This window comes from Arthrobacter glacialis (assembly GCF_002909445.1).
GTDB lineage: Bacteria > Actinomycetota > Actinomycetes > Actinomycetales > Micrococcaceae > Specibacter > Specibacter glacialis.
On the sequence record NZ_PPXC01000006.1, the window covers coordinates 49584 to 74661 of the forward strand.

The 25078-nt window shown below is 62.0% G+C and carries 21 protein-coding genes; 7 read left to right on the plus strand and 14 right to left on the minus strand.

Translation table 11 applies throughout. The features are described from left to right. Positions 1–2 precede the first annotated feature (2 nt). Positions 3–2399 (minus strand): xanthine dehydrogenase molybdopterin binding subunit, encoded by a 2397-nt coding sequence (xdhB, locus tag CVS27_RS09205; protein WP_103465446.1) that lies wholly within the window; start codon positions 2397–2399, stop codon positions 3–5. Then, entirely contained in the window at positions 2396–3871 is a 1476-nt protein-coding gene (locus tag CVS27_RS09210; protein ID WP_103465447.1) for a xanthine dehydrogenase small subunit, read from the minus strand. The genes xdhB and CVS27_RS09210 overlap by 4 nt, the downstream gene beginning before the upstream one ends. Before the next feature lie 296 nt (positions 3872–4167). Here CVS27_RS09210 and CVS27_RS09215 point away from each other — a divergent pair, with 296 nt between their 5' ends. Continuing rightward, entirely contained in the window at positions 4168–4653 is a 486-nt protein-coding gene (locus CVS27_RS09215; protein ID WP_103465448.1) for a nucleoside deaminase, read from the plus strand. Positions 4654–4727: 74 nt separating this feature from the next. Here CVS27_RS09215 and CVS27_RS09220 read toward each other — a convergent pair whose 3' ends face one another. Beyond that, a complete protein-coding gene (locus CVS27_RS09220) occupies positions 4728–4952 on the minus strand; it encodes a hypothetical protein (RefSeq protein ID WP_103465449.1) in 225 nt (74 codons plus the stop codon). A gap of 26 nt (positions 4953–4978) precedes the next feature. Here CVS27_RS09220 and CVS27_RS09225 point away from each other — a divergent pair, with 26 nt between their 5' ends. Next, positions 4979–5536 carry a CGNR zinc finger domain-containing protein gene (locus CVS27_RS09225; RefSeq protein ID WP_103465450.1) on the plus strand — a complete coding sequence of 186 codons (558 nt, stop codon included), beginning with the start codon at positions 4979–4981 and terminating at the stop codon, positions 5534–5536. Positions 5537–5577: 41 nt separating this feature from the next. On the opposite strand, the gene CVS27_RS09230 is transcribed toward CVS27_RS09225, so the two are convergent. From CVS27_RS09230 to CVS27_RS09250, 5 genes are all read right to left on the minus strand, one after another. Then, positions 5578–6096: a hypothetical protein gene (locus CVS27_RS09230; protein ID WP_103465451.1), complete on the minus strand. Its 519-nt coding sequence runs from the start codon at positions 6094–6096 to the stop codon at positions 5578–5580. Between the two features lie 115 nt (positions 6097–6211). Beyond that, on the minus strand, positions 6212–7048 hold the full coding sequence (locus tag CVS27_RS09235; protein ID WP_103465452.1) for an ABC transporter permease: 837 nt from the start codon (positions 7046–7048) through the stop codon (positions 6212–6214). Further along, on the minus strand, positions 7045–7989 hold the full coding sequence (locus tag CVS27_RS09240; RefSeq protein WP_103465453.1) for an ATP-binding cassette domain-containing protein: 945 nt from the start codon (positions 7987–7989) through the stop codon (positions 7045–7047). Before CVS27_RS09240 ends, CVS27_RS09235 begins: the two co-directional genes overlap by 4 nt. Positions 7990–8036: 47 nt before the next feature. Next, positions 8037–8888: a DUF4097 family beta strand repeat-containing protein gene (locus CVS27_RS09245; protein ID WP_103465454.1), complete on the minus strand. Its 852-nt coding sequence runs from the start codon at positions 8886–8888 to the stop codon at positions 8037–8039. An 87-nt stretch (positions 8889–8975) separates the two neighbouring features. Beyond that, positions 8976–9473 carry a histidine kinase gene (locus CVS27_RS09250; RefSeq protein ID WP_103465455.1) on the minus strand — a complete coding sequence of 166 codons (498 nt, stop codon included), beginning with the start codon at positions 9471–9473 and terminating at the stop codon, positions 8976–8978. A gap of 178 nt (positions 9474–9651) precedes the next feature. Between CVS27_RS09250 and CVS27_RS09255 the strand changes: the two genes are divergently transcribed. Next, positions 9652–11430 (plus strand): ABC transporter ATP-binding protein, encoded by a 1779-nt coding sequence (locus tag CVS27_RS09255; RefSeq protein WP_103465619.1) that lies wholly within the window; start codon positions 9652–9654, stop codon positions 11428–11430. Between the two features lie 244 nt (positions 11431–11674). Continuing rightward, a complete protein-coding gene (locus CVS27_RS09260) occupies positions 11675–12337 on the plus strand; it encodes a DUF998 domain-containing protein (RefSeq protein WP_103465456.1) in 663 nt (220 codons plus the stop codon). A 69-nt stretch (positions 12338–12406) separates the two neighbouring features. On the opposite strand, the gene CVS27_RS20520 is transcribed toward CVS27_RS09260, so the two are convergent. Beyond that, a complete protein-coding gene (locus CVS27_RS20520) occupies positions 12407–12988 on the minus strand; it encodes a hypothetical protein (protein WP_133162907.1) in 582 nt (193 codons plus the stop codon). Between the two features lie 1059 nt (positions 12989–14047). Here CVS27_RS20520 and CVS27_RS09270 point away from each other — a divergent pair. Next, on the plus strand, positions 14048–15793 hold the full coding sequence (locus CVS27_RS09270) for a BCCT family transporter (protein ID WP_103465458.1): 1746 nt from the start codon (positions 14048–14050) through the stop codon (positions 15791–15793). Between the two features lie 52 nt (positions 15794–15845). On the opposite strand, the gene CVS27_RS09275 is transcribed toward CVS27_RS09270, so the two are convergent. The 4 genes from CVS27_RS09275 to CVS27_RS09290 form a co-directional block, all read right to left on the minus strand. Then, positions 15846–18077 (minus strand): glycoside hydrolase family 3 C-terminal domain-containing protein, encoded by a 2232-nt coding sequence (locus CVS27_RS09275; RefSeq protein ID WP_103465459.1) that lies wholly within the window; start codon positions 18075–18077, stop codon positions 15846–15848. After that, positions 18074–18253 carry a hypothetical protein gene (locus tag CVS27_RS09280; RefSeq protein ID WP_103465460.1) on the minus strand — a complete coding sequence of 60 codons (180 nt, stop codon included), beginning with the start codon at positions 18251–18253 and terminating at the stop codon, positions 18074–18076. The genes CVS27_RS09275 and CVS27_RS09280 overlap by 4 nt, the downstream gene beginning before the upstream one ends. Further along, positions 18254–19525 (minus strand): MFS transporter, encoded by a 1272-nt coding sequence (locus CVS27_RS09285; RefSeq protein WP_103465461.1) that lies wholly within the window; start codon positions 19523–19525, stop codon positions 18254–18256. A gap of 240 nt (positions 19526–19765) precedes the next feature. Then, positions 19766–20347, minus strand: a complete 582-nt coding sequence (locus tag CVS27_RS09290; RefSeq protein WP_103465462.1) for a TetR/AcrR family transcriptional regulator — start codon at positions 20345–20347, stop codon at positions 19766–19768. Positions 20348–20570: 223 nt separating this feature from the next. Here CVS27_RS09290 and CVS27_RS09295 point away from each other — a divergent pair, with 223 nt between their 5' ends. Further along, positions 20571–22040 carry a carboxylesterase/lipase family protein gene (locus CVS27_RS09295; RefSeq protein ID WP_103465463.1) on the plus strand — a complete coding sequence of 490 codons (1470 nt, stop codon included), beginning with the start codon at positions 20571–20573 and terminating at the stop codon, positions 22038–22040. Here the strand turns inward: CVS27_RS09295 and CVS27_RS09300 are convergent. Continuing rightward, a complete protein-coding gene (locus CVS27_RS09300) occupies positions 22013–23209 on the minus strand; it encodes a cation:proton antiporter (protein ID WP_103465464.1) in 1197 nt (398 codons plus the stop codon). The two genes, CVS27_RS09295 and CVS27_RS09300, sit on opposite strands and share 28 nt — an antisense overlap. A 389-nt stretch (positions 23210–23598) precedes the next feature. On the opposite strand from CVS27_RS09300, the gene CVS27_RS09305 reads away from it, so the two are divergent. Further along, a complete protein-coding gene (locus tag CVS27_RS09305; RefSeq protein ID WP_103465465.1) occupies positions 23599–24315 on the plus strand; it encodes an NADPH-dependent F420 reductase in 717 nt (238 codons plus the stop codon). The last annotated feature ends 763 nt before the right edge of the window (positions 24316–25078 follow it).

Below are 25078 nucleotides of genomic sequence, written 5' to 3' on the forward strand. Positions count from 1 at the left end.
CCCTATGGCCTCACCGTGACAGGCCGAAGCCTCGCCGCGCTGAGGGCGTTCTCTTCAAACGAGGTGCCGGCAGCCTTGCATGATTCCTGGATGGCCCAAAAGACGGCCTCCGGCGTGGCTGGGGATGCCAGTTCAACGCTGTGGTGTGCCGGTCCGAACGAACTGATCGCATCACGAAGTGCTTCACGGGCACTGAACGCCAGCATGAGCGGGGGTTCACCCACCGCCTTGGACCCATAGACGGCACCCTCTTCTTCGGCATGCTCCATCAGATGCACGTTGAACAATTCCGGCATCTCGGAGAAGCTCGGAAGTTTGTAGGTGCTTGCCGATTGAGTCAGGAGCCGCCCTCGATGGGGGCCGTTGCTTTCGTCCCAACGCAGGTCCTCCAAGGTAAGCCAACCCACCCCTTGTACGTAGCCGCCTTCGATTTGGCCAACATCAATGATCGGGGACAGGGAATCTCCGGCGTCGTGGACAATGTCCACCCGGCGTGTGCTGTAGGTCCCGGTGAATCCGTCCACTTCCATCTCCGTGACTGACACGCCGCCGGCAAAGTATTTGAAGGGCTCGCCTTGCATGAGCTCGGGATTCCAATGCAGGCCCCCGGTCCTGTAGTAGCCGGCGGCCCACAGCTGCACACGCTGCAGATAGGCCTGCATGACAACCTCGGCAAAGGTAAAACTCTGATCCGTGACCCCCAAACCTGTAGCCAGGCCACCGGAGAAGCGCACATCTTGCGCAGGGACGCCGAGCATGGCACCGGCGACGACGGCGATGCGCCCAAGGATTTGTTCACAGGCGTTTTTGACCGCGCCGCCGTTGAGATCAGTTCCCGAACTGGCGGCGGTTGCTGAGGTGTTGGGAACCTTATCGGTGCGGGTGGGTGCCAGCCGTACACCGGAAAGCGGTATGCCAAGGCTGGTCGCAGCAATCTGCAGCATCTTGGTGTGCAGTCCCTGACCCATCTCGGTGCCTCCGTGGCTGATCAGCACCGAGCCATCCTTGTACACATGCACCAGGGCGCCGGCCTGGTTGAGCGCCACAAGATTGAAGGAAATGCCAAACTTCACGGGCGTGATCGCCAGGCCCCGCCTGCGGCCAGGATGGGCCGCATTGAACGCATTAACCTCGCGACGGCGTTCGGCAAAGTTGCTTCGCTCTAGTGCCTCCTCCCACATTGTTGTGACCCGTTCGGCGTGCCGTACGGGCATCCCATAGGGTGTGCTGTCGCCGTCACGATAGAAATTCCTGCGCCGCAATTCCTCCGGAGCCAGACCTAGAAGTGGTGCGCTGCGCCCCAGAATGTCCTCAATCATCAGCATTCCCTGCGGTCCGCCAAAGCCGCGGAAAGCTGTCTGAGAGGTCTTGTTGGTCTTGGCCACCCGGCCATCGAGATGCACATGGGGGATGAAATAGTTGTTGTCGACATGGCACAGTGCCCGTGCCAGGACCGCTTCTGACAAATCCAGGCACCAGCCGCCGTCGGCCGTCAGCAGGGCCTTGAGGGCCAACAGTTTTCCTTCCGAGGAGAATCCTGCCTCCCATGAGGTGTGAAACCCGTGTCTCTTGCCCGTCATGGTCATATCAAGGGTGCGGTTGAGGCGGACACGGACAGGTCTGCCGGTGAGCAGGGTGCCAATCGAGGCAATGGCGGCAAATCCGTGGGACTGCATTTCCTTCCCGCCAAAACCGCCACCCATGCGCAAGCTCTGCACAGTAATCTCGTTGCTTGCCCGGCCCAGCACGTGCGCAATAATTGCTTGGGCTTCAGAGGGGTGCTGGGTACTGCTTTGTACGAAGATTTGGCCGCCTTCATCGACAGTTGCCAATGCTGCCTGGGTTTCTAAATAGAAATGTTCCTGCCCGGAGAATTCCGTCACACCGGACATGACCCTGTCGGCGGTTGCCAGTGCCGCATCCGCATCTCCGCGGCTGATTGTTCTTTTCATCCCTTGGAAAGACTGTGCTTGGATCGCTTCCGCAACTGAGATGAGGGAGGGGAGGGGGAGGTAGTCGACGACGACTGCGGCGGCGCCCGCTCGCGCAGCGTTTTGGTCTTCACCGAGTACCCACGCTAGTGCGTGACCGTAGTACATGGCTTCGGAGGGGAACAGGGGTTCGTCGTGTTTGATTCCGCAGTCGTTGATGCCAGGAACGTCCTGTGCAGTGAGCACGCGGATGACGCCGGGGATTGCCAACGCAGCAGTGGTGTCCATGGAGCGGACCAGGGCATGTGCATGGGGTGATTGAACAGGCCAAGCGGTGAGCGCTCCAGCTGTGCGCTGGGCTAGATCATCGGTGTAGAGGGCCTGTCCGCTCACGTGCAAGCGGGCGCTCTCATGAGGCACGGATGCACCGACAGCGGGATCGGCTGGCCGGCGTGAAAGATGGCTCATGGTGTGGCCTCCATGATCAGATTGTTCTCTGTATACAGCTTGATGAGGGCGCTTGAAAGCATGATCGAGCGGTAGCTGGAGCTGGCGCGGTGGTCACTCATTGGCGTCCCTTCGGCGCCCAGGGCAGCGGCAGCACCCTTGATGGTGTCCCGGTTCCAGGGTTGGCCTGTGAGCATCTTTTCGGTGGCGTAGGCGCGCAGCGGAGTGGCAGCGACACCGCCCAGTCCAATGCGAGCTTTAGTGATCACCTCGTCATCAATGTGCAGGCTGAACGCGACAGCCACGCTGGAGATGTCATCGAAGCGGCGTTTGGTGATCTTGTGGAAAGCACTCAGATTCGACAGCGGCAAGGGGATGCGGACTGACTTGATCAGTTCGCCCGGTTCCTTGACCGTTGTCCGGTAGCCGGTGAAGTAATCCGCAAGGGGAAGGACTCTTTGCCTCTCCGCCGAGGTAAGAACAATCTGGGCTTCGAGAGCGAGCAAGGCCGGCGGGCTGTCTCCGATGGGAGAGCCTGTCCCGAGGTTGCCGCCTAGTGTTGCGCGGTTGCGAATGAGGCGGGATGCAAACTGGGGGATGAGCTGGGCGAGCAGGGGAATCCTGCCGTCGAGTACGCGCTCAATTTCTGAAAGTGGCGTTGCCGCGCCAATCTCTATTTCGGTGTCGGTGAGCAGAATTGAGTCCAGCTCTGGGATGCGGTCGACGGCGATTACCATCGGTGCCCGACGCGCCCGCAGGTTGACTTCGACGCCCCAATCGGTGCTTCCAGCGATGAGGATTGCCGTAGGGTTTTCGGCCAGCAACGTGGTGGCTTGTTTCAAGGTGGTGGCGCGAACGAACTGGCCGTCGGATCTTTTAAGATCAGTTGCGCGGTACCCGGGGGCAGGTTCATCGCGGCGCCGGGCCCATGCATCATCGGTGGGGGCTCCCAACGAATAGGCAGCATCTCGGATGGGGCGGTACCCGGTGCATCGGCAGAGATTGCCGCTGAGGGAATGAAGGTCGAACCCATTGGGGCCGCGCTCGCCGGGAGTGGGCTGCTGCGTATCCTGGGCCAGTGGCGTCCTGTCCCGACGATAAAACTCAGACGCCATGCCGCACACGAATCCGGGGGTGCAGTATCCGCACTGGGACCCTCCGCCGGAGGCCAGCGCCTGCTGGACTGGATGCATTTGCTCTGGCGATCCCAACCCTTCGGAGGTGACCATCTCCTGGCCGTCGAGTGAGGCCATCGGGATGAGGCAGGAGTTGACCGCCGTCCAGCTTGTTGCGCCATCCCGGTCGGTCTGGGCGAGCAGGATCGCACAAGCGCCACATTCGCCTTCGCCACAACCCTCCTTGGCTGCTGTCAGCCGGTTGTTGCGCAGCCATTCAAGGGCTGTTGTATGCGAGGCTCCCGGGCCGAAGGAGCGCCCCGCACCGTTGACGATGAACGCTGGCTCGGTGCCCAAGACGTTTTCGGGTGTATTCATTGTGGTGCCCCGGCTTCTTCGTCGTCGTAGATAGCGCTGGCTGGGTTATGTGAGGGTCTAGTTCTGCGGCATGGATAATTCCTGACAGTACTACAGGCTTTCGTTGGCATACAGGGGTGGAAGAAGGAAATGGGGGCGTGGCGGGTGCGGCGGGCACCAGTTTTCATGACCTCGACAAGCAATGCCCTGCGCATCGGCCCGATGTTAGTGTCTTGTCAAGATCAATTTGCTGCAGTGTCGTTTGCCAAGGGCGCCTTGGCAACGCCTATTTCTTGTACTTGCAAAGGAAGTGCCCCATGGAGCAACTGCAATCGCCTGCTTATTACCTTGCAAAAGCGGTGGAACTGGCCACGGAAAATGTGCGCAACAATGGCGGGCCATTTGGTGCCATCGTGGTCACGGCGGATGGCCGTGAGTTTGAAGGGTTGAATCGTGTGACAGCGAACCTTGATCCCACAGCCCACGCAGAAGTCACGGCAATCCGCAACGCATGCCAGGGCGTGGGGGATTTCGACCTGACAGGCGCCACCCTGTACACAAGTTGCGAACCTTGCCCCATGTGTTTGGCCTCTTCGCTGTGGGCGAGAATAGGCCACGTCTACTTCGCCGCCGACCGCCATGATGCCGCAGCCGCCGGCTTCGATGACGCACTCTTTTACGAATACTTTGAGCCCAGCAGCGACCGCAGGCTCATGCCGGTGGCCAAAGTGGCCCCTGGGAGGGGAGTCGCTGTGGACCCCTTTGATGCCTGGCGCGGCTATCACGGCAGGACTGCCTACTAGTCCCCAACTCCTCCCCAACCTCGTTCCTCGGTTGGGGCCCCTCGGAGTTGTGGGCCCACCCACGCCCGGAACCGCTATTTCCAGGCTCGGGCGGGCTGTGTTTCTTTGCTCAAGGCTGCTGCCGGGGCGCCCTGGACGACGCGGAGGTCCACTCGGCGTGCCCCGCACGGGGCTGGGCACACCATGTACAGGACGCGCCCTTCGCTGGTGGTGTGTGCCGACTCAACCGTCCACGTGTGCTCATGGTGTGAGTGTTGACTGGGGGATGTTTGCTGCTCGGCAGCGATGGTGAATGTCATACGGCCCACTATGCTGTAATGGTCTTATGCAACTCAACCCTTACGGTGAATACGCTGTTTTGCTCGCCGCCTCGCTGGCCAACGATTTTCCCTCGGACAGGATGGGCATCTTGGCACGAGTGCGGGAGTTTGGCATGACCATGGATTTCACGCCCGGGCAGCAGGACCATCTGTTGGTTCGCCGGGTGATCGAGGGCTGGGTGGCAGTTGTTGATGCGCCCAGCCGCGAGGAGCGGGCTGCCCTGCTCAACGCCCAGATGGCGGCCGCGGCCGCCTATCCAAGACTCACTGACCACAATGGTGAGGGCTGGCACCTGCACTACAGGGATGAAAATCAGACACTGGCCCACGTGTTGCGTGCTGTCATCAGCGTGGGCACCGCGCTGCATCTGACCACACGGGGCATGACTCGGCTGGGCAGGTGCGCCGCCGGCACAACGCCGGGGGATCCATGCTCCGCAGTGGTGGTGGATGTGACGCGTAACGGCCGCCAGCAATACTGCTCAGTGCGGTGCGCCAACCGGGCAGCAGTCCGTCGCCACCGTGCGCGGTCGGGAAGCACTTCGAGTGGGCGTGCCGGATAACCTGCCGCTGTCGACGGCAGGGTGACTGCATGCGGGTTCCGCTATTTCTTGCCCTTTTTGTCGTCAACAATGCCGCCAAGCAGGCCGCCGATGGCTCCGCCCAAGACGCCGCCGGCGGGGCCGCCAAGGAGCGAACCGATCCCCGCGCCGATCCCCGCAAGACTTGATCCGTAGCTGACCCGGGCCATGGTGACAGTGGTTGATCCGTCAGGATCGTCGGAGAGCTCAAAGGAGCCCAAAGCTGCTGACGCGACCACCAGGGCCACTGGGCTGGTCTTGGGCTGCGCCAGCATTTTGCTGTAAACATCCCGTGTTGCAAAGTAGGCGCGTTGCGGGTCACCCTTGGGCTCGCCGGCGTCGTAGCCTGTCTGGTAGAGCCCCAGGAGGGTCTCTGCTTCATTGTCAGTGATGAGATCAGCCGCGGTCAGCCTGGCGAGGATGGCCTTGTGTTCGGCAACATAGTCTCCTTTATGCTCCGCCATGACCTGCCGCGCTTCTTTGCGTACGGCATGCATCAATTCCGGCAGTCCCACAATGGTGGTTGGTGATAGTTCCATCATGCACCTCCTAGTTACGTGCTGATATCACAGTACGCCGGTGCGCAGCGCAACAGAATGGGCAGCTGATGCGACTTCCTGCCGCGGAAGTCGCATCAGCTGCACACTCACCGGTGGTTTAGCGCACAGACTTCCTCTCGTAGATCACCATGGACCAGAGGTACCCCGCAACAGCAATCACCACACACCACCCCACGGCCAAGGCGGCGTTCCATCCGAGCGGGGTTCCGAGGAGCAATCCTCGAATGGTCTCGATGATCGGAGTGAACGGTTGGTAGTCGGCGAAGCCCTGCATCCACGCTGGCATTGAATCGGTGGGCACAAAGCCGCTGCCGAGCATGGGCAAGATGACCAGCAGCAGTGGCAGGTTGCTTGCCGTCTCTACGGATTTCGCCTGAATCCCCATGGCGACGGCGAGCCAGCTGATCGCGTAGGCGGTGAGGACCATCAAGCCGGCTGCGGCCAGCCATTCGATGGCTCCGGCGTTCGGACGGAACCCGATGGCCAGGCCCACGCCGAGCACCAAGGCCACGGCGATCAGGGTTTGGATGGTGTTTCCCAAAACATGCCCGGCGAGCACCGATGCCCTCGAGATGGCCATGGTCCGGAACCGGGCGGTAATGCCTTCGGTCATGTCCATCGACACGGTGGTTGCCGTGCCGCCGGCCCCGCCGGCAATGGTGATGGCCAAGATGCCGGGCATGACGTAGGCCAGGTAGGCTGCCCGCCCGCCAGCCGGGTCCACTCCGGGCAGGCCGGCACCGAGGGTGCCGCCAAAGACAAACACAAACAGCAGCAGGATCACCACAGGGCCCATGATGGTGAACACCGACAGGCCGGGGTAGCGGATCATGTGCAGCAGGTTGCGTCGCAACATGGTGATGGAATCGGCAACAACGTGAGATTTTCCTCCGGCGCCCGCAGCGTGCGGGTGCGCGGCGTTGATGGTGGTCATGACTGGGCTTCCTTCGACTCGACCCGGCCGGTGAGTGCGAAGAACACATCATCGAGGTCCGGGGTGTGGATGCTGAGGTCCGCGACCTCAAGGTTGGCCGCATCGAGGCTGTCCAGCACGGTGCGCAGTGCGTGGACACCGCCGTCGCTGGGCACCGTGAGTGCCAGGTCGACGTCGTCCAGAGTGGACTCCCTGAGTAGGCCGGATGCGGTGTGGAGGGCAGTGGAATCGGCGAATCGGAGCTTGATGTGGCCGCCGGGCACCAGTCGCTTGAGCTCATCCGGTGTCCCGTTGGCGACGATCTTGCCGCCGTCGAGCACTGCAATGCGGTCCGCAAGTTCGTCGGCTTCGTCGAGATACTGGGTGGTGAGCAGCACCGTGGTGCCTTCGGCGACGAGGCCACGCACAATGTCCCACATGGTGTGGCGGCTGCGCGGGTCCAAGCCGGTGGTGGGCTCATCGAGGAAGATCACCCTCGGTGTGGCCACAAGTGTCATGGCCAAATCAAGGCGTCTGCGCATACCGCCGGAGTAGGTGGCGAGCGGTTTGCGAGCTGCTTCGACCAGGTCAAACTGCTCCAGCAGCTCGGTCACCCGTGTGGCGGAACGCTTCGCCCCAAGGTGGCGCAGCCTTGCCATCAGCAGGAGGTTTTCCTCGCCCGTGAGCAGGTTGTCCACGGCGGAGAACTGGCCCGTGAGGCCAATCTGGGCGCGCACCCCGTCGGGATTGCGCACCACGTCGCAGCCAGCAACTGTGGCGGCGCCACCATCTGGGCGGACCAAGGTGGAGAGAATATGCACCGTGGTGGTTTTACCGGCGCCGTTGGGACCCAGCAGGGCGGTGACGGTGCCGGCGTTGACTGTGAGGTCGACGTCGTCGAGCACCACCTTGGCGCCGTAGGATTTCCGCAGTCCGCGGACTTCAATAGCTGAGGTTGTCATCTTGATTGCTCCTTTTTCTCCTGCGTTTTTCGACTGCGTGCCCACCGCTAGTGGGCGCGTTGGATGGTGATGTCCCCGTACTGGGTGCGCGCACGCACCGCCACGCTTTGCTCGGAGGTGCCCGGTGCGTGGTCGCCGTCGAGCTGATTGCGCACATGTCCGTCCTTTGACGACAGGTCGAGCCAAGCGGGGACGCCGGCCCGTACACCGATGGTGACCTGCCCGTATCCGCTCTCCACTTCGATGGAACCGCCCGAGACTTCCCACAGCGAGATGGTGCCGTAGGCGGTTTTGGCGGCGACTGATCCGAGTGCCTTGGTGACTTCCAAGTCGCCGTAGGAGAGCTTTGCGTCAAGGCCGCCGCCGGACTCCCCAATAAAGATGGAGCCATGTGAGGCCTTGAGGATGGCGTCTCCGGTGAGCGTGCCGATCCGTATTTGGCCGTGGTCCGCGGTGATCTCGGCGCCACCCTCGACCGCGCCTACCCGCGCAGTGCCGTTCCCTGCACGCAACCACAAATCACCCGTGGTGTCGACGTCCACCGAACCCGTTGACGACTTGATCCGGGTGGCGCCCAGGCGGCCCGAGGTTCGCACTCCGCCCCCGGCGAGTTCGACAGTGAGTCGGGATCCTGTTGGCAGTTCGACTTTCACATCAACCGAGTCAAAGGGGCCCGGCCCGATCCAGCTGAGGCGTGGCCGCGGGCCGGTGATGGTGATCCGCTGGCCATCGAAGTCGACCTTTGTGTCTTCGGCGCCCCGCCGGTCAACGTTCTTTGACGGATTTGTGGCGGTCACGCTCACCACGGTGTCGGTGCGGTCGCTGGCGAAGACTTCGACCAGGCCCACCTGAACATTGATGGCGAGGTCGATGGGGCTGGGGGTGTTGTAAATGGGCATGGTGGAGCCTCCGGCGGTTTTGGGTGTGTTGGTCCGGCCCCGCGGGTCCGCGTGGCTGGTGTGTTTTTCTGTTGTGGGCCGGGCGGGCTAGCGTGCCCAGCCGGCGAAGTTGTCGCCTGTGCGCAGCGTGCGCGCCGTGATGCGTCGCTGCTTGGGTTGGAGGGCTGCCGCTATGGCGCGGACCAGCCAGGTGTTGACGGACGTGCCGTCGGTGGCCGCGGCCTCGTCCACCCGCACCTTGAGTGCGTCGGGCAGGCGAAGGGTGGTGCGGGAAGTGCTCGCGTCCTCGAGGTCCACGGGCGTGGTGGCGGCCGTGGTTGCTTCATCCTCATCTGATTCCGCATTTGGCGCGGACACTACGAATTCAACGTCGCGCCCGCGAAGCCGCAGGTCAACCGAGCCGGGGGCCATGTCGCGGGTGATTTCGCCGACGGCTGCCGAGAGTGCATCGAGCAGTACCAGCCGGGTTGCGGCATCCAGGCCAGCGGCGAGCCGCTCGGCGGCGGCACGGGTTTCCTCCGTGCCGTGCTCTGCGGTGTCCAATAGCTGGCGCTGCAAGTCGTTTACGTAGTGTCCTAGTTCCATGACACCAGCATGACACCACTGTGGTGTCACGTCAATAGTTTGTGGTGTCACATTTTATTTGGGGCACGGAACCAACCTTCAGTGGAGAGTTGTCCGAGCCACTGTCCAGCTGTCACTACCGGTCAAGGGCAAGTCATTTACCGCAAGGACATCCGCTTCCCTTGCTACAGTGGTCACCATGTCCAAGAAAGCGCTTTCCCGACCTGTCGTCGTCGTTAACGGGGCCCATCCGATTCGGTCCGTGGTCCGGTTGCTGCTGCGGCGGCCAGGGCGGATGACCGTTGCTGTGCTTGCCTTCGCCATGAAGGAGATCCCGTTGTGGTTTCTCCCGGTGATCACAGCTGCGGTCATAGACATCGTGACAGTAGGTGGCGCGGTGGAATCGGTGCTGTGGTGGGGCGTTGTGGCCGCTGCACTGCTGATGCAGAATTACCCGAACCACATCATTTACACCCGCAATTTCATGACAGTGGTGCGCGATACCGGATCCGAGCTGCGCAACGTTTTGGCCGCTCGGCTGCAAAGCTTGTCAATCGGTTACCACACCCGGGTGAACTCCTCCATCGTGCAGACCAAGGTGGTGCGTGATGTTGAGAACGTCGAGCTGATGCTCCAGCAGGTGACCCACCCGCTGTTGTCCTCGATCATGGTCATGACGGGTGCCATTACGATGACAGCCATTGCCGTGCCCCAGTTCCTGCCCGTTTACGCCCTCACAGTGCCGATCGCGATCGGGATCCGCTATGGAATGCGCAACCGATCACGTTCCCGCAATGAGACTTTTCGACTCGAGGTCGAGAGCTTCGCGGCACGAGTCGGTGAAATGGCGTCATTGATCCCCGTGACCAGGGCGCACGGGCTTGAAAAGACGGCGGTCACCCGTGTCTCAACCAGTGCCGACGGCGTGCGGCGTGCTGGCCTGCATCTGGACATGCTCAACGGCCACGTGGCTTCGATTTCATGGGTCACCATGCAACTGCTCGGGGTGGGGTGCCTGGTGCTGGCCGCCGTGTTTTCCCTGACAGGATTCCTTCCGATCACACCGGGTGAGGTGGTGCTGCTGTCAACCTACTTCGCGCTGCTCACCCAGGGATTGACTCAACTGCTGATGCTGATTCCGGTGGGAGCGCGCGGGCTAGAGTCGGTGCGCTCCATCGCCGAGGTGCTTCAGGATCCAGATCTGGAGCAAAATGAGGGCAAGCAGTCAGTTGAGAAGGTGGCCGGGAATGTGCGGCTTGAATCGGTCAGTCAGCGGTACCTGGACTCCGAGGTTGACGCAATCCACGAGCTGGAGCTCGACATCCAAGCTGGTGAGACTGTCGCTTTCGTTGGCTCGTCCGGATCGGGCAAGTCAACCTTGCTCAATCTTGTGCTCGGCTTCGTGCGCCCCACTAGCGGGCGGATCTTGCTCGACGGCGTCGACATGCAGCTCCTGGACATGCGAACCGCCCGCCGTTTTGTCTCAGTGGTGCCCCAGGATTCTGTTCTGTTCGAAGGTACCGTCCGTGAGAACATCGCCTACGGCCTGCCTCATCTGAAGGATGAGCGCATCCGTGCGGCACTGCGAGACGCCAACGCCTTGGATTTTGTCGACGCACAGCAGGACGGCTGGCACACCATTGTTGGCGAACGTGGTGCTCGCCTTTCGGGAGGGCAGCGCCAACGGCTGGCAATCGCCCGCGCCCTGGTGCGCGACCCGCGCATCCTGCTCCTGGACGAGGCAACCAGCGCACTCGACCCCGAGTCGGAACAACTCGTCAAGGAGGCATTGGGCCGCCTGATGCAGGGACGCACCACGCTGGTCGTCGCCCATCGCCTGTCCACCATCCGGCAGGCAGATCGCATTGTGGTTCTCGAAAATGGGCAAATAGTTGAAATCGGCACCCACGATGAGCTGCTCGCGAGCTCCGGACGATACGCCCACCTGCACGCAACCCAAATCGGTTCAAACAGCTGAGTGCCCCCTCGATGCACTGAGCGGTTGATAACCATGTCACTTGCAGCGAGATCCGCGCCGAGCAGATGGTTGGTTCCGATGACTTTGACGTGCCAGTTCAAGGCCGCAGTGGCCCACAGCGCCTCCACCATGGAAGATCCCCATGGCAAGGAGTCGCCAAGGAATGCCGGGACGGGAGCCGCAACGGTGCGACCGGCGGTGAACCTGCCGCCGGGACCAGCGGCGATATGGAAAACTTGGAGCCATGACGTTGCACACCCAAGATATAACCCGAGAGAGGGTTGCCACCGCAGCCATGGCCGGTGTGGGTGTGTACGTCTTCGTTGACGTTGTGCTCCAGTTTCTGCCCCCGCACTACAGCGTGATCAGCGACGCCGAAAGCAACCTGGCGGTAGGTCCTTTTGGGTGGATCATGAATCTGAATTTTCTTGGCCGGGCCGTGACGACCGGGTGTGCCATCGCCGCCATCAACCGGATCGGTCCGGCCTCCGGACTCCGGCGGACGGGGGTGGCGCTATTGGCAGCCGGTGGCCTGTGCTCGGCTGTCCTGGCATTCTTTCCAACCGATGTGGATGCCGGATCCGGGCTGGCGGTGGCGACGGCCGGGGGAGCCATCCATCTCTACGTGGCCAGCGCGGGATTCTTGGCCGCGCTGGCGGGTACTCTCGTGCTGACCCGCTGGATCCGCTGCGTCCCGGAGCTGGCAATGGCATATCGGTCCGCATTCACACTCGCGGCAATTGCCGCCGTCGGGCTCGCCTCGCTGGTTCTTGCTGCCTCCCTTCGCCCGGATCTGCTGGGTCTCGCGGAGCGGATCTGCCTCGCCGGAATACTTGGCTGGGTGCTGGTGGTGGGCAGGGCCATCAAAAGGTTGCCGCGGCGCACCAATTATGCCGCACCTGACTAGCAGCCGGCACCCATCGTTTCACCACTCGGGGGCGACGTCGATGCCTCTTTCAGGGAGCGTGCCCTGGCACTATTGTGGGTCACGGTGTTGGCGCTTCCGTACTGTCCTCAGCACGAGCGCGGCCACCAAGGTGAGCGCGAATCCTGTGGCCGTGGCCATCCAGAATAATGTCACGCTGGGACTGCCCGCCACAGTGAATGCTGCGTAGCTCAGTGCCAGCGGCGCAAGCAGCACTGTGAGGATCTGGATAGTCACGTTGGTCTGCTCTTGCGCCGCCCGCGTCAGATCTTGTGCCTTGGTGAGGGCCTCGTGGTGAAGACTCGCAGACAGTCTCGCTGCGTCCGCAGCATTGGCGGCGAGGGAATCCACTTGTTCCGCCAACCGCAGCTCGGCCTGACAATGGTTGAGAATGGTGTCTCCCGGGCTGGTGCGTTTCCCTGTCAAGTAGGACCACCAGATCCGACGCCGGAAATCGAGGACGGCTCCTTCCAACTCCCGCAACTTGAACACATCCGTCAATTCCGGCGAAGGGACCAAGGCAGCCAATTCGGTGGCCCGCAGTGCCTGTAATCGCGCCAGTAGTACCGCATCCAGATAGACAGAATGAAAATAGGCCTGCAAGCTTCGGGTGAACTCGTCGCTGGTCGCCATCACAGAAACACCATCGCGCAACACCAGAAGCCGCCAAGATTTGGATATTCGCAGGACCGGCAATGATCGACGACGGTGGAGGGAAATGCTTGCAGGACTGACTACCCGGGAAGAAATGGCCAAGTACATCCAATCTTCCTCCTGGAACCGCCCATCCTTCGCTGCGTCCCTCTGCATCAACAGGGTGCATACACCAAGTCTGGTCCCACGATTTGGTGGCTCCCAACCGGGTGGCAGAGCGGTTGCCAGAAAATCGCACAGCCCTCCCATACGAGAGTCTTCAGTCCCTCGTTCGCTCATGGTCTCGGTATTCCAGTAACTTAGCTGCCGAAGCCTCTCCAATGAGGTCGCAAGTGAGCTGCTGCTCTCATCATCACACGCAGGAAAAGTTAAGTGCAGGGCCAGAACAGCGCAACCGGGTCCGCTTTCCTGCTGAGCGGATGACCTGGGCAGTGCTAGAAATTCAAGGGCCACCAGAACCATTCCGCTCAGATCCAGCGCTGTTGGCAACAGGTGGTGCAACCGGCCTGTCGCTGCGGCTGGGGAATCATGTGTTTCCGCGGCGGACTGATAGAGCACCGACCCCGGGCCGGGGCTCACCAACGCGAGCCGATCCTTTTCATTCGTCACCGACTCGGCCCACGGTTCGAGTCTCTCCGTATGCATGGGAAGCACGATCCGCAGGACACCGGGCTGCCACTGAATCGTCGACGCGTGATACGTCAACGAGTGGTTGAGTGGCAAGATCAGGACTGCGCTGGAAGTATCGGGCGGGTCCCACACGTCCGCTTGGGCAAGGGGCTGATCCGCATTGTGATCTACGTCCATCTGAGCCCACCATCCGCAACGAAGATGCCATTGGAACACTTGGACCAAGGATAGTCCTTTGATGCCCTGTGGTCACGATTCAGGCCATGGAGCTGGGCCATCAAGGGCGGGATGGATGACTCAGGTTTTGCCCATCGTCAGCCACCCTGACCTCACCAACGTGGTGCATCGCTCCTTCGATAGTTGACCAAAGCCAGGATTTTCCGGCCCTAATGCGCCTATGCTGGGGAAATGTCAGAGACAAAAGCCAAGCCTCCGGTCCATCGCTGGGTATTCTGGCCAGCGGCCTCGATAGTCCTCGTTTTCGCATCGTTCGCCATGATCGCCCCCGACACCGCCGAGGCCCTGTTTTCCGGGATCCAAGGCACCATTGTGGGCTACTTCAACTGGTACTACGTGCTCCTGGCCACTGCCCTGGTGATCTTTTGCCTGTGGCTCGGCTTCGGCAAGTTCGGCGAAATCAAGTTGGGCAAGGACGACGACGAGCCCGAGTTTTCGCTCGGCTCATGGTTTTCGCTGCTCTTCGCCGCCGGCATGGGCATTGGTCTGGTGTTCTACGGGGTCAGTGAGCCGCTGAGCCATTTCGCGTCCCCTAAACCTGGCACCACGGGAACCCCCGGAGAGCTCGCCCAGCATGCCCTCTCGCAGACGTTCCTGCACTGGGGCGTTCATGCTTGGTCCATCTACGTGGTCATCGGCTTGGCCCTGGCCTACGCCATCCACCGGCGCGGCCGGCCGGTATCGATCCGCTGGACGCTTGAACCACTGCTGGGGAAGAGGGTGCGCGGCGGGCTGGGCAACGTTATCGACGTCATCGCCCTGGTGGGCACCATCTTCGGCGTGGCCACCTCGTTGGGACTGGGCGTGCTGCAAATCAGCGCCGGACTGGAAAGTGCCGGGCTGATCACGTCCTCCATGTTCATTGACTTGGTCATCATTGCCGTGATCACTTGCTTCGTGCTGTTCTCGGTGCTTTCGGGTGTGGGTAAGGGCATGAAATGGCTCTCCAATACGAACCTCATTCTGGCCGGAATTTTCGTGGTTTTCCTGCTGGTGGTGGGTCCCACCCAGTTCCTGCTGCGCAACTTTGTGCAGTCCACCGGCAATTACCTGCAGGATTTTGTGGGTATGGCTTTCAATGTCAGTGCCTTCTCCGGTGCTGAGGGCGAAGCCTGGCAGTCAACGTGGACCACGTTCTACTGGGGCTGGTGGATCTCCTGGGCCCCCTTTGTGGGCATCTTCATTGCCCGGATTTCCAAGGGCCGCACCGTGCGCCAATTCGTGGCCGGGGTTATCCTGGTACCCACACTCGTCACGCTCCTGTGGTTCAGCGTGTTGGGCGGCACAGCCCTGTACTCCGAACTCTCCGGCCAAGGCGGGCTGGTGGGTCCGGATGGAACGGTTGACACTTCCGGTGCCCTGTTTGCGATGCTGGCCCAGGTTCCTGCCGGCGGCGTGCTGACCATCGGTGCGATCTTGATGATCGTCATTTTCTTCGTAACCTCAGCAGATTCGGGCGCCCTGGTCATGGGCATGATCGCCAGCGGGGGAGACGTGGAGCCCAAGAACTGGATCCGCATCTTCTTCACGCTGGCCACGTCACTGCTGGCCAGTGCGCTGCTGCTGTCCGGTGGCCTTGAGGCCCTCAAAACGGCGGCGATCATCATTGCCCTGCCCTTTAGTTTCGTGTTGATCTTGATTTGCTGGTCTACCTACAGAGCCTTCTCCCGGGAGTCGCGCGCCTACGACAAGGCCAAACGTCTGGCCTTCGTGGACCACATTGGGGACTTTTACGGGTTGGAGGTGGAAGATCCCAACCAGGATTCGCCGCTGCTTAATTTGCGTGCACTGACTGCCCGGTTGCGCAGGGGGCTCCCGCCGGAGAAGCGCCAGCGCATCGACCCGTTCGGGCACCACGGCCACGACTCAAGCACTTCGTCGCCGGTTGAACCTCCAGAGCCCGAAAAACAGCCCTGAGGTTCCGGCAGGAGCGGGTTGGAGCGCCGCAGTGAGCGGCGCTCCAACTCGTCTAACCTGCGTTGGCTGCAGCGAGCAACTGCTCCAACTGCTCCGGTTCCACACCCGATCCCGGAAAGCCCATCATGCGCCCGATGGGTGCAGAGGCCAGCATATTCATCACTGACGGATCGGACATGAGTCCGGCGTTGCTGCCGCTGCCCATGGCGGCTGCGATGATGGGGCCAGCCACCGGGTGCGCCATGACCTCGCCAATGCTGGAATTGACGCTCAGTGGCACCCGGATCGGCTCTCCTGCAACGCCAACGGCAAGCGAGGCTCGAATGTCGCGGCTTGAGGCGCCCACTTCAACCGTGTAGCTGCCGCTTTCAACGGTCCACGCCGAAACTCTCGTGTCCCAGTAGGCCAGATCCTCGCGGCGGACCCGCAGCTGAACTTTTTGGCTCGCACCGGCAGCAAGGTGCACCTTGGCGAAGCCCTTGAGCTCACGAGGTGCGCGGGAAACCGCAGATCCGGCCAGCCCCGTGTATACCTGAACCACTTCGGCGCCATCGCGACCACCGGAGTTGGTGAGTGTCAGCGTGACGGTGATCCCGGCGTCGTCCGTGACAGCACTCGCATCGGAGTACTCGAACGTTGTGTAGGAGAGCCCGTGCCCGAACGGGAAGGAGACGTCAATGTCACGGGCGTCGTACCACCGGTAGCCCACGAGGAGGCCCTCGCCATAGCGGACATGGCCGTGCTCGCCCGGAAAATTCCCGTACGCTGCAGTGTCCTGGAGCCGAACCGGGATGGTCTCGGCAAGGCGGCCTGAGGGATTGACTGCACCGTACAGCACCTGGGCGATTGCCCCGCCTCCCGCCTGGCCCAGTAGCCAGCCTTCGACGATGGCAGGGACACGCCCGGCAAACGCTGACAGGCGGACCACCCCGCCGTTGGACAGGATCACCACAGTGCGGGGATTGGCCGCAAGCACGGCATCGAGCAGCTCAAGCTGAGCCGCCGGCAGCTCGATGTCCGCGCGGTCAAAGCCCTCGGATTCCTGCGAAGCAGGAACGCCCAGGAACAGGAGCACCGTTTCTGCAGCCGAGGCGGCGGACACGGCCTCGGCCTTCTGCCCGGCAGTGCTGGCGCCGTCCTCGCCATAGCCCGCAGCGAAGGGAATCTCGGTGCCGGTCAGGGCGCGGATTTCCGCCAGCGCGTTTTCCAGCTTGGTGGGGTTGATTTGCGAGCTGCCGGCGCCCTGGTAGCGCGGGTTCTGGGCTATATGGCCAATCACGGCCACCTTGGCATCCACGGCAAGCGGCAGCACGCCGTCGTTCTTCAAGAGGACAATGCTGGCCGCTGCAGCCTCGCGGGCCAGGGTGTTGTGCCCCTCGACGTCGTATGAGGTGCAGGGGTCGGCACCGGCAACAGCCTTCGCCACCAGCTCAGCCACCCGCGCGGCGGCGGTGTTGAGCACGGCTTCATCCAGGGTTCCGGCTTTCACGGCTGCCACGAGTTCAGCGTCTGTGCGGCCGCTGCTGGAGGGCATCTCCAGGTCAAGGCCCGCCGACAGGGAGGCAACACGGTCCACCACAGCGCCCCAGTCGGAGACCACCAGACCCTTGAATCCCCACTCGTTGCGCAGCACCGAGGTCAGCAGCCAGGGGTCTTGGGAAGCATAGACGCCGTTGATCCGGTTGTAGGAGCACATGACAGTCCATGGCTGTGCGTCCTGCACAACACGCTGGAAGCCGCGCAGGTAAATCTCCCGCAGCGGGCGTTCGTCAATGTCGGCCGAAACCCGCATCCGGTCGGTTTCCTGGTTGTTGGCAGCAAAGTGTTTCAGAGACCCGCCCACACCCTGGGACTGCAGGCCGTTGACCAGTGCTGCGCCCAGCACCCCTGAGAGCAGCGGGTCCTCAGACAGGTACTCAAAATTGCGCCCGCACAGGGGAGAGCGCTTGATGTTGATGCCGGGACCCAGGAGGACGCCAACGCTTTCGGCGCGGGCCTCCTCGCCCAGGGCAACGCCGACCCGAACCAGGAGTTCCGCGTCGAAACTGGAGCCGAGGGCCACAGCTGGCGGGAAGCACGTGGCTGGCACACTGCCGGCAAGACCCAGATGGTCCGAGGCCGCATCCTGCTTGCGGACACCGTGCGGACCGTCGGTGAGCATGATGGAGGGAACCCCAGGGACGTCCTTCGTGGTCCAGAAGTCGGCGCCGCTGGTCAGCCCCGCCTTCTGCTCAAGAGTGAGGGCCGCAACGATTTCTTCGGGGGTGGTGCCTGGGGTGGTCATGATGCTCCTATTTCTTTGGTTTTCATAGGTGAGGTGGTGGAGGTGGTTTTCCGGGGCCGGCGCACGGGCTTTCCCCGGTCCCGCTGCCACACCGTGCCGGCGGCCAGCAGCAGCGCAAGGCCAGTGAATAGCAGGCGGTTGGTGTCCGGCGTCGTGCGGGATGTTGGTGAAATCATCTAGCGCACTGCCTTGATGAACCAGACGGCGAAGGCGCCCAAGATGGACAGGGCAAAGCCGATCGGGAACAGGGCCACGTAGCCGCCGAAGGTGAGGATCACGAAGCTGGCAACACCCGGTGCCAGGGTCTGCGGCAGAGTTGCGGCGATGTTCACCACGCCTAGGTCCTTGGCGAAGGAGTCGGCGGAGGGAAGTACCTCACTCATGAGGGCCTGGTCCACGGCCTGGAATGCGCCGAAGCCCAGGCCTGAGATGACGGTGAACAGCAGCCAGCCGGTGAAGGTGGGCATGACCATGGGAATGATCAAGGCCAGGCCAACCAGCATCGAGGAGATGAAGACGAAGATCTTGCGGCGGCCGATCCGATCGGATAGCGGGCCGGCGATCAGGGTTGCTGTGATGATGCCGGCGAGGCTGGCCAGACCGAACAGTGGGATTGTTGCTGCGGCGCCCTTGCCCAGGCCGATGTAGTCCGCCAGGATATACAGCTGGAAACCTGTGACCGCGAAATAGCCGGTGTAAAGCAGCAGGCGCCCGGTGAAGGCCCAAAAGAAGTCGGGGTGGGCAATGGGGTTCACCCAGAAGGTCTTCAGGAACACCTTCGCGGAGAACGGCTCGCGCTCCATGGCGGCGCTGGAGCGGTCCGGGTTGAAGACCACGAACAGCGTGATCACCACAACGGCCAGGCCGGCAAAGAACAGGTATCCGAAGGGGATGTTCGTGGCGAACATCGAACCGACGATCTGACCGCCGATCGCTCCGAGCATGGCGCCGAGGCCCGCCAATGCGGAGAAGGTGCCGCGGGCTGCGCGGGGCACCCTGTCCGGCAGGATTGCGCTCAGTGGCCCCTGCGTGAAGTTGTAGGCGATCTGCACCATGACCCAGGCGATGCCGATCTGCAGAAGCGTATTGGCCATGGCCATGCCGATGAGCGCCAGGCCGCCGACCAGTGTGCCGGCCACCATCAACTGGGCCCGCCGCCCGAACTTGGAGCGGGTGCGGTCGGAGATGAGGCCCGCGATGGGCTGTGCCAGCATGGCGGCAAAGGCGCTGATCGTGGAGACCAGGCCCAGATTGGCGACCTTGTTGGCTGGGTCGATTCCCTCGACCTGCAGCGGGAGAAGAATGCCGGGAACTGCGCCCCAAATGATGAAAATGCTGATGTTGGCCGGAATGATCCAGCCCAAAAGCCGTTTTACGCTGCCTTTGACGAGTGGCGGGGGATCCACCTTACCGTCGAGGGTGGTGGTGTTCGGAGACGCAATTGCCATGTCGGTAGTCCTCTTTGAGGGGGCTCGTCATTGAGCCATATGCAAATACCGTACAACGCTCGGTTTCAAAGCACAAGGCTTTTTGTGTGCGTGAGGTGCGACGGCGGAGGCGGTTCCGTACTGCGTGGAACCCGGACCGAGTTGGGCGCCGTGAACTTATGCGTAGAACTCACCGTGGGTTCAGCGCATAGGCGTTTATGCACGGAACTCGGCATGAGTTCAGCGCATAATTTCACGGAATCAGGCGCGGGTCAGTGCTTCCCACAGATGCGAGATTTGCCCCGCCATGTCCACGGTGTCATCCAGTAACCAGTGGCTCTGGAGGCCGTCACTGCTTGCCATCAGGAGCAGGGCGATGGAGTCCGCATCTAGGGCTGCTGACAGTTGGCCTGTCTCTTGCTGCTCCCTGATGGCGCCCGAGACGATCTGGCGAAAGTAGGCGGAGCGTTCCTGGAAGTAGCCGTGGGCGGGATGGCTGGCCTCTGATGCTTCGGCTGAAAACTGTGTGTACAGGTGAACTAGTCCCGGGACATCCGCATTGTGCCGGATCACGTTGAGGATGCCTTGAATGACGTCGGTCTGGTTGGCGTCAGGGCCGTAGGTTGCCATGTCCACGTCGTCGCGCTTGCGCAGCACCTCGATAAACAGGTCCTCCTTGGTGCCGAAGTAGTGCAGCAGCCCTGTCTGGCTCAGGCCGACCGCCGCAGCCAATTCACGCAGTGAGGTTTTGCGGTAGCCGCGCTCGGCAATCACCCTCAGGGCGGTGGTCAAGATTTCATCGCGCTTGGCGATGCCTTTTGCGTAGGATCCTCGTGCAGCCATGGAGCCAGCTTAGGGCACATTGCCGCGGCGAAAACTCTTGACCACCAAAACAGAGCAAGATACTGTTTTCATAAATCCGCGACAAGGGAGTACGTGTGAACACTATTGATCCGCAAGGCCAATCCGTTGACGGGCCGTCCGTCGACCCCATGATCATGCCGCGTGAAAATGGGGAAAGGGAAACTGCAAACACGCCCTTTCCTTTCGGTCACGGGATCCAGCTGTGAGCGCCGATGCCTTGGTTGAGACCCAGGTTGAGGCAAGTACGACGGCGGGACTGGTCCGGGGTGCCTGGCGGAAGGAATGCGCTGTCTTCTTGGGTATACCCTTTGCCGAGCCTCCCATGGATCCGTTGCGGTTTGCCGCGCCGGTGCCGCACGGTCCCTGGGAGGGTGTCCGAGACGCGCTTAATATGGGGGCAACGCCGCAGCGCGGCAATGACGGCGGGATCACGCTAATCCCGGAGCCCTCCGTCCCAGGGCCCTCCACCCTCAACGTCAACGTGTTCACGCCGTCGCCCGGCATTGCCGCTGGGCTGCCGGTGTTGGTCTACATTCATGGCGGCGGATTCACGTCGGGATCCCCGGCCAGCACCTGGTACGACGGCACCGCCTTTGCCCGCGATGGCGCCGTCACGGTAGTGATTTCCTACCGCCTGGGCTTTGAGGGTTTTGGCTGGGTCGAGGGGGCACCCCACAATCGCGGTGTTATGGACTGGATGCTGGCCCTTGAATGGGTGCAGCAGAACGTGGCGGCTTTTGGCGGTGACCCGGGCCGTGTCACGATCGCCGGCCAGTCGGCTGGCGGCGGTGCCGTGTTGACATTGCTGGGCATGCCGAGCGCGCAAAACCTGTTCAGTGCCGTCTATTGCTCCTCCGGTGTGGCGGCCGACGTCACGGTGCAGAAGTCCCGCGAATTTGCTGCCAAGCTGGCCGAGCGCGCCGGCGTGGCGGCGACGCGCGCGGGCTTTGAATCGGTGGACGAGGAAGTGCTGCTGGAATTGCAGAAGAAGGCGACCACGCCGGAGGGCCCGCCCCTGAAGGCTTTGCGGTCGCTGGCAGACGATGGGCTGATTCTGGGCCCCGTCATGGACGGTGATCTCATCGTCCAGTCCACGATCGAGTCCATCAGGACCGGTGTGGGCGCCGACAAGCCGCTGGTGATTGGTGCCAACGACGACGAGTTCTCCATGATCTTCGCCGAAGCGAAAAACAAGCTCAAGTGGATCCCGGCAGGCTTCATGCTGGGGCGGATCGGCCTACGGGGGCCCAAACGGCGCGCGTACCTGCAGGCCAATGCGGAGGTGAAGAGCGGGGGAACCGCCGCTGTTATGGGCCGGTACCTGACCGACTCCATCTTTCGCGCCTTCATCCCGCGGCTTCTGGAAGCCCGCGGTAGTGCGTCCACCTGGGTGTACCGTTTCTCCTGGCGTTCCCCGGTGCACGACTGCGCCTTTCACTGCCTGGAGGTGCCGTTCTTCTTTGACCTTCTCGACACGGAGGGCGTCGCAGCCATCGCCGGTGACAACCCGCCCCCGGCAGTGGCCAACGAGTTGCATGCGGCCGCTTCACGTTTCCTGACCGACGGCGACCCCGGCTGGCCAGGCTATGGCACCAAGGGATTGACTAAAGTCTTCGACAGCCCCAGCACGGTGATGGCCAACGGCTACGCCGCAGTGGTGCCGCTGCTATAGGGCGCTTCCTTGCGCCGGTGGAGCAGCGCCAGCATCGGGAAGAGCAGCACCGACAGCATCCCGGCTCCAATGAGGGCGGTGGCGATGCCCGACGGCAGCAGGCCGCGCTCCAGTCCAATGGCCGTCACGGCCACGATGACGGGCAGCCCCGTGGCGCTGAAAAGCACCATGGCACGTTTGTCCCGTGGCGTGGCGCCGACGGGCGCGGCCAACAGATTTGGCAGGCCGCGGACCACCAGGAAAAGCACCAGGAACAGGGGCACCAGGGCCAGTGTCAGCGGACTGGACAGCAGGGCGTCCACATCAAAGACAACCCCTGTGTTGATGAAGAACACGGGGACAAGAAAACCGAACGCGACGGCGTCGAGCTTGTGCTCAACCACCTCCCTGTCATGCGGCGCCGCGCCGGATATCAACACGCGCCACAGGACGCCCGCGGAAAACGCGCCGAGCAGCATGTCCAGGCCAAAGGCCATGCTCAGCCCCACCAGTAGCGCGAGGATCAGCAGCACCAGGCGGACGGCGAACTGGCCGCTGGAATGCAGCGTGGCATTGACCATGCTGTGGATGACCTTGTTCTCGCCGCGCCCGGTGAGCCAAATGGCGAGCCCGGAAATGAGCACAAAGCCAAGCAACACAACCACCGAATGCCCCAGGCTGTGGCCGCTGAGGAACAGTGAGATCGCCAGGAGCGGGCCAAATTCCCCCACGGTGCCGATCGCCGTGACAGCCTTGCCAAACGGCGTCGAAAGTTCCTTGGCATCGCGCAGGACAGGCAAGAGCGTGCCGAGCGCCGTCGAGGAGAGGGCCACTGCAATGAAGACGCCGGCCGCCACGGTGGGTGCAATCAGGATGCCCACCAGCAGGCCGCCAGCGAGGGAGATGAGCCAAGCGATGCTGGCACGGTTGAGGGGGCGGCCCTTGATCGCGGCAAAATTGATCTCATTGCCGGCCATGAAGAACAGCATGGCCAGGCCCAGATCGGCGAGGATCTTGACGAACTCGGTGGGTTCCGCCCAACCCAACAGGCTGGGACCGATCATGATGCCCAGGGCGATTTCAAACACCACCAAGGGCACTTTGGCTACCTTGCCAATGGCAGCGGCCAACAGGGGAGCGGCGGCGGCAACCAGCGGAATGACCATCAAACTAAGCAACAGACCATCCACTGCGGTTCCTCCAGTTCAACGAATGTTGTGGCTCAGTCTTGCAGGACGACGGCCCCACCGCCACACCGTCTAACGATCGAGTCGACCGGTGGCAAGGGGCGGATGATAAGAAGGAGTAACGCGAAGTCCGTTTGGTTGGTCGTTCCGCAATCAACGCATCCAGGCAGTGCAGACAACTACGGATATCCGGTGCTGTCGCCTTCGACGCACAGGCCGTCATGGCCGCTAAGGGTCGGTTTCGGATCTAGTACCTGTCGCGCTCCGAGGCCACCCGAGACGGCGTCCCCACGGGGGAATTTTGGCGCACAGGAGGAGGTTCGATCTATTGGGACAGCTGCCACATGAGCTACCGGCACCCAGACCACTGAACATTATCGAAAGGAAGAGGAATGCCAACGCTTGGAATTATCGGAAGCGGCAACATCGGATCGGCAATCGCTCGATTAGCCGTTGCATCGAATATGAACGTGGTCATTGCGAACTCCCGTGGCGTGGAATCGCTTCGGGAACTCATTACCGAGCTCGGACCACTGGCCAAGGCTGGCACAGTTGAAGAAGCGGCCAATTCCGGAGACGCAATAGCGCTTTCCATTCCGCTAACCGCTGTCAAGGATCTACCCGCCGGATTACTGCGCGGCAAGATTGTCTTAGACACCAGCAACTACTATCCCTTCCGCGATGGCCGCATTGCTGACCTCGACACCGGAACGACGACCACTAGTGAGTTGGTGGCGAGATGGCTCGATGGAGCGCGCTATGTGAAAGCCTTCGGCAACATCCTTGCGCACCACATTCCCCTACTTTCCCGACCCAGTGGTGCTCCTGATCGATCCGCGCTTCCCATCGCGTCCAATGACGCCCAGACCAAAAGCCAGGCGGCGGCAATCATTGAACGCCTTGGGTTCGACACTCTAGATGCAGGTACGCTCGCGGAGACGTGGACGTTCGAACCTGAGTCCGCAGGATACACGCGCATATATCTCGCGGACCAGAGCACACCCGATGACCAGCTACTTTCCTCAACTCCAGGCCCGACGCCAGCGGATCAGGTCAAGGCCGCACTGGATTCCGCGACTCGTGTGAACGTCGCCGAACGCGCCTTCTAAGTTGCCCGACCTCGCTCCTGGGGTCCACGAGCGCCGCGGCAAGACAGCGAATCAGCCATTTTAAGAAGCGGCAGCGACTATTTGAAAGTGACCGGTACATTCCTTGTCCGCCAAGGGTTCCTTTTCCGGGCTGCTTTGGGGGTCTGCCCGGCAGGACGGCAATCGGGTTGGAATGCGCCTGTCGCAGCCTAAAGTCGTAAGGCCAGGGAAATCCCCGGAATCTCGTTGGCCTCAGGCCAAGAGGCGTCGTTCAGCGTCAAAAACCGTTCGATTCCGTGGAAACGCGGGTAGGCGGACCTCGTTGACATGTCACGGTTTGCCAGGGCTTTTGATGGGAGAACGTGAGTAAAACCGGACGCTGATCTGCCAAATATCGTGGAACCTCTTATTTGATGACCGTTCGCAGGTGTACCCGCATAGCTATTGGCATGTCGACGGTTGCGAGAGGAGGTCATTCTTCCTTCCGCAATCCGGGTGGTTCAAGGCGCGGGTTCGTGCCGGCCATCCAAGCTGTCTCCTCCGGCAGGAAAATCTGACTTTCGCTGCCATAGCTCAGGGAGGATGAGTGAAGATAGTCAAGAAAATGACCCCCAAATTGGGTCTGGTCGGCCGCCCACGCCGTCCTGAATCGGGCTCACTGTAGAGAGCCGAGCTGCGAATGATCGGTACGTCACGCAATACCCCCACTGGCCTGATGTGCATTGCGTGGACGACAACAGAATATTCGCCTTGCCCGCGCTACGCGATGGCCTATCGTAGCGTG